The 10869-nt window shown below is 47.4% G+C and carries 11 protein-coding genes and 3 tRNA genes; 9 read left to right on the top strand and 5 right to left on the bottom strand.

Going from position 1 to position 10869, the window contains the following annotated elements:
* The 3 genes from C7H79_RS18010 to C7H79_RS12035 form a co-directional block, all read left to right on the top strand.
* Positions 1-310, top strand: a 310-nt coding sequence (locus C7H79_RS18010) for a hypothetical protein (protein WP_172592430.1), incomplete at its 5' end; no start/stop codon positions are given.
* A 1-nt stretch (position 311) separates the two neighbouring features.
* Entirely contained in the window at positions 312-1262 is a 951-nt protein-coding gene (locus C7H79_RS19355) for a hypothetical protein (protein ID WP_309477329.1), read from the top strand.
* Positions 1263-1439: 177 nt separating this feature from the next.
* Positions 1440-1889 (top strand): hypothetical protein, encoded by a 450-nt coding sequence (locus C7H79_RS12035; RefSeq protein WP_106707499.1) that lies wholly within the window; start codon positions 1440-1442, stop codon positions 1887-1889.
* A gap of 166 nt (positions 1890-2055) precedes the next feature.
* Here C7H79_RS12035 and C7H79_RS12030 read toward each other — a convergent pair.
* The 3 genes from C7H79_RS12030 to C7H79_RS12020 form a co-directional block, all read right to left on the bottom strand.
* Positions 2056-2131: transfer RNA gene (locus C7H79_RS12030), tRNA-His, on the bottom strand.
* Positions 2132-2203: 72 nt separating this feature from the next.
* Positions 2204-2280: transfer RNA gene (locus C7H79_RS12025), tRNA-Arg, on the bottom strand.
* A 36-nt stretch (positions 2281-2316) separates the two neighbouring features.
* A tRNA-Pro gene (locus tag C7H79_RS12020) sits at positions 2317-2393 on the bottom strand.
* Positions 2394-2535: 142 nt separating this feature from the next.
* Here C7H79_RS12020 and C7H79_RS12015 point away from each other — a divergent pair.
* From C7H79_RS12015 to C7H79_RS11995, 5 genes are read left to right on the top strand one after another with little or no spacing between them, the layout of a single operon-like run.
* The gene (locus C7H79_RS12015; protein ID WP_106707498.1) at positions 2536-3210 is read left to right on the top strand and encodes a uracil-DNA glycosylase; all 675 of its coding nucleotides are present in this window, start codon (positions 2536-2538) and stop codon (positions 3208-3210) included.
* Positions 3211-3235: 25 nt separating this feature from the next.
* The gene (locus tag C7H79_RS12010) at positions 3236-3424 is read left to right on the top strand and encodes a tautomerase family protein (protein WP_106707497.1); all 189 of its coding nucleotides are present in this window, start codon (positions 3236-3238) and stop codon (positions 3422-3424) included.
* A 5-nt stretch (positions 3425-3429) separates the two neighbouring features.
* On the top strand, positions 3430-5247 hold the full coding sequence (gene uvrC / locus C7H79_RS12005; RefSeq protein WP_106707496.1) for an excinuclease ABC subunit UvrC: 1818 nt from the start codon (positions 3430-3432) through the stop codon (positions 5245-5247).
* Between the two features lie 32 nt (positions 5248-5279).
* Positions 5280-5873, top strand: coding sequence for a CDP-diacylglycerol--glycerol-3-phosphate 3-phosphatidyltransferase (gene pgsA, locus C7H79_RS12000; RefSeq protein ID WP_106707495.1), 594 nt, complete (start codon positions 5280-5282; stop codon positions 5871-5873).
* 20 nt (positions 5874-5893) lie between these two features.
* On the top strand, positions 5894-6331 hold the full coding sequence (locus tag C7H79_RS11995) for a YaiI/YqxD family protein (protein ID WP_106707494.1): 438 nt from the start codon (positions 5894-5896) through the stop codon (positions 6329-6331).
* 150 nt (positions 6332-6481) lie between these two features.
* On the opposite strand, the gene C7H79_RS11990 is transcribed toward C7H79_RS11995, so the two are convergent.
* Together C7H79_RS11990 and C7H79_RS11985 are read right to left on the bottom strand one after the other, a co-directional pair.
* Complete coding sequence (locus C7H79_RS11990) at positions 6482-6799, bottom strand: hypothetical protein (protein ID WP_106707493.1); 318 nt, start codon at positions 6797-6799, stop codon at positions 6482-6484.
* Positions 6800-6805: 6 nt separating this feature from the next.
* A complete protein-coding gene (locus C7H79_RS11985) occupies positions 6806-7357 on the bottom strand; it encodes an EndoU domain-containing protein (protein ID WP_106707492.1) in 552 nt (183 codons plus the stop codon).
* A 641-nt stretch (positions 7358-7998) separates the two neighbouring features.
* On the opposite strand from C7H79_RS11985, the gene C7H79_RS11980 reads away from it, so the two are divergent.
* The gene (locus C7H79_RS11980) at positions 7999-10863 is read left to right on the top strand and encodes a ribonucleoside-diphosphate reductase subunit alpha (RefSeq protein ID WP_106707491.1); all 2865 of its coding nucleotides are present in this window, start codon (positions 7999-8001) and stop codon (positions 10861-10863) included.
* The last annotated feature ends 6 nt before the right edge of the window (positions 10864-10869 follow it).

The following is a 10869-nucleotide window of genomic DNA, read 5'->3' as shown; positions in this document are numbered from 1 at the left end:
CAAAGTATGGTCAGGCACGCTGCCCAACGGCTCAAACCGGGATACCGGCGCGACGCCAGCGGGAACGGTGCGAACCTGCAGCATTAACGTTGTAAATAATGGTGCTGTTTCTTCGCACTTGAAGGTTTTTATCTCCACGTCAGCAACTCCAACCACTGCTGACTTGATAGAAGATGAGAATATGATAATACCGGCTCATGGAATTTATAAGTTAACTGGTGAAATAGTAGGTCCGGGAGAAAGAATTGTTCTGTTTGCCGATACCGCGACTTGCATTGCGCGAGTAACGGCTTTTGAGGAGGTTGCATAAGATGAGATTTCTAAGTGGTGAGGGTGGTGGCGGTGGCGGTAGCCCTGCAGCGGCGAGCAACCCTATTAGTGCGACTAAAGTCGTTGGCGCCGGATACATGGGCGAGTTCGGGAATGGATTGTGGCAAGTTTTTGGTGCATCAGGTAATTTTGTTGCGCCAGCTGCAAGGGTTCGTGTTCGTGTGGTTGGTGGTGGCGGAGGTGGTAGAGACTCTGGCGCTGGAGGTGGCGGCGGCGGGTACGCGCATGGAGAATTTGATCTCACTATTGGAAATAGTTACGCAGTTACTGTCGGAGCCGGTGGTGCTGGCGGAGCCTCACCCACGGCTGGGGGAACCAGTTCATTCAGTTCTCTGATATCAGCAACAGGTGGGGCGGCAAGTGCGGGAACAGTTTCGGCGGCAGGTGGAACAGGCACTGGTGGTGATTTCCAGGCTACCGGCGGATCGTCCGGGGCGCAGGCAGGAAGCGGCGGCGGTGGCGCTGGATCTCAGCTTGGAAAAGGGGGGTCGTCATTTGCCGGTGCTGGATCGGGCGGCGGAGCAGTGGGAGGAGGAAGCACGGGTGCTGCCTCAACCGGCGGAGCCAGTCCATTTAGCAGTCTTATATTAACTGGTGACGGCGGCGCTGATATATCTGGAGTAAGAGCGCTCACAACATCCGGTCCTGGCGGAATAAATCCCATCGGAGCAACAATTAGATTTCCTTTTGATTGTTTTACTGGCGGTGGTGGATCGGCGGCTAGTGGCGGCGGCAAAGGCGGTCCCGGTGCAGGTGGAGGCTATAATTCTGGAGGCACAACAGGAGGCGATGGAGGTGTTGGCGGCGGAGGTGGTGGAGGTTCATCAGCTAATGGCGGCGGCAAAGGTGGAATTGGTGGCGGTGGCGGCGGAAATTCTTCCGGTGCAACTGGCGCCGCTGGCGGTCAAGGTATGGTTATCGTAGAGTGGTAACAATGGAAGAAAACTGCAAATCATGCCGATTTTTCTTGCCAACAGATGAAGGGGCGGGGGTTTGTCGTAGATATCCAGCCGTTCCGGTTGCTGTTGGAGATCAAGTTTATTCGCACTTTCCGGTAATGCTTGATAGCGGGTGGTGCGGTGAATACAAACTAAAAGTGAGCCCAAATAATGAGTAAATTTGCGAGATTGGTTAATAATGTGGCTGTTGACGTTATTGATGGTGATCCAGCTGAATACTTCCATCATGATATTGCTGCACAATTCGAGGAAGTTCCGAATAATGTTGAGGCCGGTTGGGTATTTGCCAATGACCAATGGTCCGCCGGTGAATCTAACAATAGCGCGGAAACGGAAGTTTTTCAAACAGTTGGCGTAATAAAGTTTAAATTACTTTTTACATCGCCAGAACGTGTCAAAGCCAAGGAGCTAAGGGCATCAGATGCGCTTATCGATGATTTCTGGTCCATCCTTGATGATCCAAGAACAACCGAAGTGGATCTCAATCTACCATCGATCCAGAATGCAATTGAATATACTTTAACGGCAATCAATGCTGCAGGTATTGCGATCGATGTGGGCGAAAGAAAAGCTGCCATTTTATCAGCTCATCTATTTTAAGCATTTGTAGTATCAATAAATGCGACAAGAAGGGTACTGATTACTGGAATTCCAAGAGTGAGTTGATCCAATTTCTGTATCAAGCCTCCTCAAAATTTCCATCTTAGGAAATTTATGATTTTTTCTTAGGAAATTTATATTTATATTTTGTAACTTATTGATTTTTTGGGGTGGCTGATGGGACTCGAACCCACGACAACCGGAATCACAATCCGGGACTCTACCAGCTGAGCTACAGCCACCATAGAAATACATGTTGCGGTTATTCTGCACAAACTGAATAGGCAAGTAACCTCACGTTGAAGAAATATTTATGGCGTGCCCGACAGGAATCGAACCTGTAACCCCCAGCTTAGAAGGCTGGTGCTCTATCCGATTGAGCTACGGGCACCAAGTCGGGTTTGCTCTAAATATCAGGGCTAAAAATTGGTCGGGGTGGAGAGATTTGAACTCCCGACATCCTGGTCCCAAACCAGGCGCGCTACCAGGCTACGCTACACCCCGGAAAAGGCGACACTATACCTTCTTAGGCTGGAAACGTCAATTTCTAGTCAACGATAAAAACGATTGGTTCAACAAAAATTTAATCCTCGATTGGGCTGGTGCGCATACAATATCCTTTTTGACTATTTAGCTGTCTTCAATTATGACTGATGTTTTCTCGTGCGAACTTGATCAGGCTATTTTGAACTGTCAACAATGCTCGCGTTTGTCCGATTTTCTGCAGACCGTGAAGATTCAATATCCAGATTATCATGCACGTCCGGTGATTGCTTTTGGCGATGCCGCACCCAAGCTTTTAATCGTAGGACTGGCGCCCGGTATGCATGGCGCAAATCGTACCGGACGGCCGTTCACCGGAGATTTTGCTGGAATTTTGTTGTATCAGACCTTGCATCGATTCGGTTTTGCTACTCGAAATGACTCGGTTTCAGCGGATGATGGGTTGCAATTGGTGGATTGCCGCATTACTAATGCGGTGAAGTGTCTGCCACCGGAAAACAAGCCAATCCCCCAGGAAATCAGGCAGTGTAACCAATATCTGTCGGTTGAAATCAATCAATTTGTGCAAAATGGCGGCATTGCTGTGCTGGTACTGGGTACGGTGGCGCATCAAGCTGTTTTAATGAGCTTGCAGCTAAAAGCGAAAAACTATCCGTTTGGGCATGGTGCGGTGTACGCAGTAACGTCATCATCAGGCAATGATCTGCGACTTTATGACAGCTATCATTGCAGCCGCTACAATACGCAGACCAAACGCTTGACTGCAGAAATGTTTTCGCAAGTGTTTGCTAAAATTGTTGCCGATATCAAAAAATAACACAATCAACCACAAGGAGCATTTTATGCCATATGTCAATATTCGTGTCGCTGGCACATTGACCCGCGAGCAAAAGCAACAGATTGCAACTGAATTAACCGATACACTGGAGCGTGTTGCGAATAAACCGAAATCATATACTTACATCAGCTTTGACGAATTGCCTGACGAAAATTGGGCCGTGGCAGGAAAATTATTAGGCAGCGGAGATTAAGCAGTTTGTCGAATAGCGGTTTTGATCCCAAGGAATTTTGTAGCAACTTGCCGCTGCAACCGGGTGTTTATCGCATGATCAACCTCAAAGGTGAGGTGATCTATGTCGGCAAGGCGGTCAGTCTGAGAAAACGCGTTGCTTCATATTTTCAGAAAAGCAATCTGGCGCCTAGAACTCAGTTGATGGTGTCGCAGGTGACCGGAATCGAAACCACAGTAACGCGCTCGGAGGCCGAGGCGTTACTGCTGGAAAACAATCTGATCAAAAGTCTGAAGCCGCGCTATAACATCCTCTTTCGCGACGATAAATCCTATCCCTATGTGATATTGAGTGGGCACGAGTATCCACGTTTAGGCTTTTATCGCGGCGTGTTGGATAAAACGCATCAGTATTTTGGACCCTATCCCAACGCTGGCATTGTGCGTGAAAGCATTCAATTGCTGCAAAAAATTTTTCGGCTGCGCACCTGTGAAGACAGCGTTTTCAGTAATCGCACACGACCCTGCTTGTTGTATCAGATCAAGCGTTGTAGCGGTCCGTGCATTGGTCAGATCAGCCAGCAAGAATATCTAACCGATATCAAAAATGCCGAGATGTTTTTGCAAGGCAAGCAAACAGAAGTGATGGAAGTGATCAATGTCAAGATGCAACAGGCTTCCGAACGATTGGAGTATGAACAGGCGGCATTGCTGCGTGATCAGATCCAGGCGTTGCGCCGTATTCGTGAGAAACAGTTTGTCGATAGCGGAAAAGCGCTTGATGCTGATGTGGTAGCTTGCGTGTTATCATCGGATGGTTCTGGGAAAGTGTGCGTCAACCTGGCAATGATTCGAGGAGGACGGCATCTGGGGGATAAAAGCTTTTTTCCACAAAATGCAGATGACTACAGCGCAGCGAACGTGGTCGAGGCATTTCTGGCGCAGCATTATCTGAATCGTAGCGCACCTCCATTGATTATTCTGGGCGAAAAAATCGAACGCGAAGCATTGCAAGTCTTATTGACTGAGCAGTGCGGACATAAAATTACACTGCAGCTCAATCCAGTCGGTGAGAAGCGCGTCTGGCTTGATATGGCAACTGAAAATGCTCGTTTGGCATTGAAACAGATGATGAGTCGTCACGCCAGCCAGGAAAAGCGCTTAGTGGCATTGCAGCAGGAATTGCAGATGCCCGGCTTGCAGCGTATTGAGTGTTTTGACATCAGCCATACCTTGGGTGAAGCTACTGTGGCCTCGTGCGTGGTATACGACAATTATGCCATGCGCAATAACGAATATCGTCGCTATAACATCGAAGGGATTACACCTGGCGATGATTACGCGGCAATGCGTGAGGCGCTATCCCGACGCTATCAGAAAGTGGTCAGCGGCGAAGGTCAATTACCCGATCTGATTCTGATTGATGGCGGCAAAGGACAAGTGAGTGCAGCACAGGAAGCTTTGCAGGAATTGGGCATTTACGATGCCAGATTACTGGGCGTGGCCAAAGGTGAACACCGTAAGCCCGGACTTGAGCAATTGATTTCTCCGTTATTCGAAAAGCCGTTACAATTGCCAAGTGAACATGCAGCATTGCACTTAATCCAGCAAATCCGTGATGAAGCTCACCGTTTTGCGATTCAAGGCCATCGGGGTCGGCGCAGCAAAACCAGAACCAGCTCCAGCCTGGAAAGTATTGACGGTATCGGTGCTAAGCGCCGACAGCGTTTGCTAGGGCGATTTGGTGGGTTGAAGGGTGTATTGACTGCAAGCATAGAAGAATTGCAACAAACTGAAGGAATCAGCCGTAAGCTGGCAGAAAAAATCTATCGAGAATTGCATTAACTCCATTACAATTTATTTTCAAGTACCAATTCATGCCCTATAACCTGCCTAATTTATTAACCTGGTTACGCATTCTGGCGATTCCGTTATTTGTGGGCATTTTTTATTTGCCTCATTCGTGGTTATCGCCGACTAATCAGAACCTCGTTGCTACAATAATTTTTGCTGGCGCAGCCATTACCGATTGGCTGGATGGCTATCTGGCACGGGTGTTGAATCAGACATCAGCATTCGGTGCCTTTCTGGATCCAGTGGCTGACAAATTAATGGTTTGTGCTGCATTGATTGTGCTGGTTTATTTAGGTCGATTGGATGCTCCAATCGCATTAGTCATTATCGGGCGAGAAATTACCGTTTCTGCGTTGCGTGAATGGATGGCGCAGATCGGTCAATCCAAAAGTGTCGCAGTATCGTTCCTCGGTAAAATCAAGACTACATCGCAAATGATTGCAATCCCGCTGTTGCTATATTATGAAAATATCGGTGAACGTTTTGATTCGCAGCTAATTGGCACATGGTTGATTTATATTGCCGCAGTGTTAACGTTATGGTCGATGTTTTATTATTTAAAGGCTGCATTGCCGCAAGCGTTGAAGAGTGACCAAAGAAATTCCAATGAACATTAATTTGATTCGGACGATGATGCATGAAAATATGGGTTGATGCGGATGCATGTCCTGTTGTCATCAAAGAAATCTTGTTTAGAGCAGCTGCAAGAACTCGTAGTCACTTAATACTGATTGCCAATCATCCCGTATATATACCCACTTCACCCTTCATCCGCATGCAACAGGTGGAAGCCGGGTTTGATGTGGCGGACAATGAAATTGTCAAACGTCTGGAAAGCGGGGATCTGGTGATCACCAGTGATATTCCACTGGCCGCGGAAGTCATCAGAAAAGATGGTTTTGTGCTGAGCCCTCGGGGTGAACTGTATACCAAGGAAAACATCGGCGCACGATTAAGCATGCGCGATTTCATGGAAGCCTTACGCAACAGCGGTGTTGATACCGGCGGGCAAGCTTCTTTAAGTCAAAATGACCGTAAATCGTTTGCCAATCAATTGGATAAATTACTGGTGTGATAGGCTCAGTGGGGTTTTTTATACGGTGGATTTTTTCTGGCAATTCCTGCAATTTATCGACATAAGTACGCTTATCTTTTTGTGTATGGATGATATTTTTGGAAAAATCCCAACCAACCGATAGACCGCATGCCTTTTGTCAATAAATCATTAAAGGTTTTTGCACATTTGCGACCACTCAGTGAGTGCCTGTAATACGGTACTGTATTCGACAGTTATTGGCGTATCAGGATCCCCTTCGTACAGGCAATCGATATACAATCCTTCGGGGCGGCACTCGAATTCATAGCCGTTACCGCTACCGTCGAACTGTTCACGCTTGCCTTGCAGATAGGTTTGGATTCCTGCAAGCAACTCGTCGGCATGTCGGGATGAGTACTGCACATCCATCACCAGAAATCCCTGCAAGGTACGATGAGCAGGTAGGCCCTCATCATAGCCACGCCAGGTAAAAGACTCCTGATTCATATTCTCTTATGGCCTGTATATTGGAAAACCGGTATTAATTCTGCTTTTGTCATTGGGTAGTACAGCTGTGGCAATGTCAAAATTGAATCCATTCGTTCCCAGGCAGTATTCACTGCCACCGTTCTTCGGCGCATTGGGACCGCATGATGCCCAGTTCGGACTGGCGCAGACGCCGGTTTTATTAATTAACGAATAAACGATCGACTTGCTGATCTGCGCCTGACTGCAATGATCTGGAAACATGGAACTAAAAGATTTCACATACTGTTTACCCGCGAACGTTAGTTCGATTTGTTTCAATGTATAAATACCGGCCCTATTGGCGGGATCAGCTGGATGCGAGCTGAGGTAATGGGAGGGGGCATGACTATCCGGCATGGCGTGAAATCCTTTTGCCCTGTCTTTCTTACCTGCCTCGCCGCAAAACACATGGCGTTGATTCAACCGATAGTCATCGATCGGATCGCTCCATTCCGGCAAGGCGGTACAATTGATTCCTTCGGCCATGATACTGGCTGACCCCAGAATTGCTGAAACCAAAACAATATATTTTTTCATTGTTAACACTCTATTACATATCGAGATTAGAAAAATTTACTTTTGATCGATTACATGAAGTTTGAATCATTGCTCAAGGCGGAATTATAGATGCGTTATTTTAATTCCGTTTGAGTAAATTCACCGACGAAACATCAGGTGATCGGATCTATAATGCAAGCTGATGTGCCTTCTGGGAACGATACTCGCGTTGACTACAGTTGCGACCCAATTCCCGGCTAATAGTCGCAGAGAACTTCGCTCCGCACTTTATCGGCACATAATTCCGGTCTCTGATGTTGCGAAAAGCCGCTTCTTTTACTTTGCCGTTGACTCTGTGGATTCTGCTGTATAAATTTTTGTTCTTTATGGATTCAATAATACATCTTCACATCAACTAGGCACTTCTGGTTGTGTATAAAATAACATTTTCCAACTCGTTGATCGGATTAAAGGTTAGCCAAAAGTTGCTGTAATTTTCTTTCTTTCCGGCAAAAAATTAAAAAATTTGCAGCAATAAAATAATTTGTGGTGTACCATTGGTGCTGTAATAATGAACATTAACCACTATATATAGTGGTTTTTTGAGAATAACACTATTTCATTGAATCTATGGAATTTTGTATTCTATTTGATGAAAAATCAGCCAGGAGGAATCATCAATGCAACTTGCGACAGAACATACCAATCTCAAGCCTGTATCCGGAACTTCAAAATCTATCGATATGTCGACACAAAATTCCCGCTTTCCACAGCATCGAGTTATTCGCCGCAATGGCGCCGTGGTCGCGTTTGAACCCGGCAAGATCTCGGTGGCTTTGACGAAAGCTTTTATCGCAGTCGATGGCGGTCAGGGTGCTGCATCGGTTCGAGTGCGTGAAGTAGTGGCCAGTTTAACTCAGGACGTAGTGAATGCTTTGCTGCGCCGGCAGCCCGATAGCGGTACTTTTCATATCGAAGATATTCAGGATCAAGTTGAACTGGCTTTAATGCGTTCCGGCGAACACGATGTGGCACGCGCTTATGTGCTGTATCGCGAAGAACGTACGCGGGAAAGAGCTAAGCTGAAGCAAAAATCAACGGCAGAGACAGCGACTGAACTACTGTATGTGACGGATAACGGGCAAAGAATGCCACTGGATGTGGCTAAATTATCTGCATTGATTGAGTCTTCCTGTGCAGGATTGGGAGATGCCGTTGATTCTTCATTGATTTTGAAAGCCACATTAAAGGATTTGTACGACGGCGTACCTATCGAAGAAGTCAGGAAATCTGTAATTTTGTCGGCGCGCGTGTTGTTTGAGAAAGACCCTGCTTATAGTTATGTCACGGCACGTTTGTTATTGAATAATGTACGTCATGAAGTGCTGGGCGCGGAGGTTTCTCAGCAGATGATGAAGTCGCAATATAAGGAGTATTTCCCGACTTTCATCAAACGCGGCATAGAAGCCGATTTGCTGGACCAACGCCTGGCGCAATTTGATTTGACTCGATTAAGCGAAGCGCTGGATGCGGATCGTGATCTGAAATTTGATTACCTGGGATTGCAAACATTGTATGACCGCTATTTTCTGCATATCAAAGAACAGCGCATTGAATTGCCGCAAGCTTTTTTTATGCGCGTGGCGATGGGATTGGCGTTGAATGAAATCGACCGGGAAGAGCGTGCGATCGAGTTCTATCAGGTATTGTCGAGTTTTGACTTCATGAGCTCCACACCGACATTGTTTAATTCCGGTACTTGCCGTTCGCAACTGTCATCGTGCTACCTGACTACGGTACCGGATGATCTGGATGGCATTTATGAATCCATCAAAGAAAATGCGCTGCTAGCCAAGTATGCGGGTGGGTTGGGTAATGACTGGACATCGGTGCGTGCAATGGGGGCACGAATCAAAGGCACCAATGGTAAATCACAGGGTGTGGTGCCCTTTCTGAAAGTGGTGTCAGATACCGCTGTCGCGGTTAATCAGGGAGGCAAACGCAAAGGCGCGGTTTGTGCCTATCTGGAATGCTGGCATCTGGACATCGAGGAATTTCTCGAACTGCGTAAAAATACCGGTGACGATCGTCGCCGCACGCACGACATGAATACCGCCACATGGATTCCGGATTTGTTTATGAAACGTGTCATGGAAGGCGGGGATTGGACATTGTTCTCACCTTCGGATACTCCTGATTTGCACGAGAAATTCGGTCAGCAATTTGAGCAGGCGTATGTAAATTACGAGATCAAGGCTGAGCGTGGTGACCTGGAGTTATACAAAAAAATTCCGGCGGTACAATTGTGGCGAAAAATGCTGAGCATGTTGTTTGAAACCGGACACCCGTGGATTACCTTTAAGGATCCCTGCAATATCCGCTCACCACAGAATCATATCGGCGTTGTGCACAGCTCTAATCTGTGTACGGAAATCACGCTGAATACCAACGATAAGGAGATTGCCGTTTGCAATCTTGGTTCGGTCAATTTGGTTGCGCATTTGAAGGACGGTGCGCTGGACATGGACAAGCTGAAACGCACTATTCATGTGGCCATGCGCATGCTGGATAATGTTATCGACATCAATTTTTACGCCGTGGCGAAAGCGCGCAATGCCAACCTGAAGCACCGGCCGGTTGGGTTAGGCATCATGGGGTTTCAGGATTGCTTGCATCAACTGGGTATTCCTTACAGTTCGCAAGAGGCGGTGGAATTTGCTGATCGTTCCATGGAGGCTGTGGCTTACCAGGCTTACTGGGCGTCGACTGAATTGGCGCAAGAACGCGGTTGTTACAGCAGTTATCGAGGCAGTCTGTGGGATCGCGGCATTCTCCCTCACGATACGCTGACGGTGTTGCAACAGGAGCGCGGCGGCTATGTCGAAGCGGATCTCTCAGCGACATTGGATTGGGATGCACTGCGGCAGCGCATCAAACTTCACGGCATGCGTAATTCAAATTGCCTGGCGATCGCGCCGACTGCGACGATATCCAACATTGTGGGCGTTTCTGCCAGCATCGAACCGACTTATCAGAATCTGTACGTTAAGTCGAATCTATCCGGCGAATTCACGATGGCCAATCGATCGCTGGTTAACGATCTGAAGAAGCTTAATCTATGGGATGAAGTCATGCTCTCAGACTTAAAGTATTTTGACGGCGCGATCAGTAAAATCGACCGCATTCCGCAAAATATTCGTACTCTTTACGCAACTGCATTTGAGATGGACCCGCTGTGGCTGATTGAAGCGGGCGCGCGGCGGCAGAAATGGATCGATCAATCGCAATCGCTGAATATTTATATGGGAGGCGTGTCCGGCAAGAAACTGGATGAAACTTATAAACTGGCGTGGCTGCGCGGTCTGAAAACCACCTATTATTTACGCTCGATGGGCGCCACTGCGGCGGAGAAATCGACCGTGCGTGCAGGCTCGTTGAATGCCGTGCCTGCCGATGGTGGTATGGCCAAAGCAGCGGTAGAAGTATCCACAGTTGAAGTCAAATACTGTGCGATCGATGATGAGAGCTGCGAATCATGTCAATAATCGAAA

The organism is Nitrosomonas supralitoralis (assembly GCF_003011925.2).
GTDB classification, from domain to species: domain Bacteria; phylum Pseudomonadota; class Gammaproteobacteria; order Burkholderiales; family Nitrosomonadaceae; genus Nitrosomonas; species Nitrosomonas supralitoralis.
Note: the sequence above shows the minus strand (reverse complement) of the source record. Positions and strands in the feature narration are given on the sequence as shown.

What these genes read in the sequence shown, in the direction of transcription:
- C7H79_RS19355 (WP_309477329.1), top strand. Translation starts at nt 312, where the DNA reads ATGAGATTTCTAAGTGGTGAGGGTGGTGGCGGTGGCGGTAGCCCTGCA.
- C7H79_RS12035 (WP_106707499.1), top strand. Translation starts at nt 1,440, where the DNA reads ATGAGTAAATTTGCGAGATTGGTTAATAATGTGGCTGTTGACGTTATT.
- C7H79_RS12015 (WP_106707498.1), top strand. Translation starts at nt 2,536, where the DNA reads ATGACTGATGTTTTCTCGTGCGAACTTGATCAGGCTATTTTGAACTGT.
- C7H79_RS12010 (WP_106707497.1), top strand. Translation starts at nt 3,236, where the DNA reads ATGCCATATGTCAATATTCGTGTCGCTGGCACATTGACCCGCGAGCAA.
- pgsA (WP_106707495.1), top strand. Translation starts at nt 5,280, where the DNA reads ATGCCCTATAACCTGCCTAATTTATTAACCTGGTTACGCATTCTGGCG.
- C7H79_RS11995 (WP_106707494.1), top strand. Translation starts at nt 5,894, where the DNA reads ATGAAAATATGGGTTGATGCGGATGCATGTCCTGTTGTCATCAAAGAA.
- C7H79_RS11990 (WP_106707493.1), bottom strand. Translation starts at nt 6,799, where the DNA reads ATGAATCAGGAGTCTTTTACCTGGCGTGGCTATGATGAGGGCCTACCT.
- C7H79_RS11985 (WP_106707492.1), bottom strand. Translation starts at nt 7,357, where the DNA reads ATGAAAAAATATATTGTTTTGGTTTCAGCAATTCTGGGGTCAGCCAGT.
- C7H79_RS11980 (WP_106707491.1), top strand. Translation starts at nt 7,999, where the DNA reads ATGCAACTTGCGACAGAACATACCAATCTCAAGCCTGTATCCGGAACT.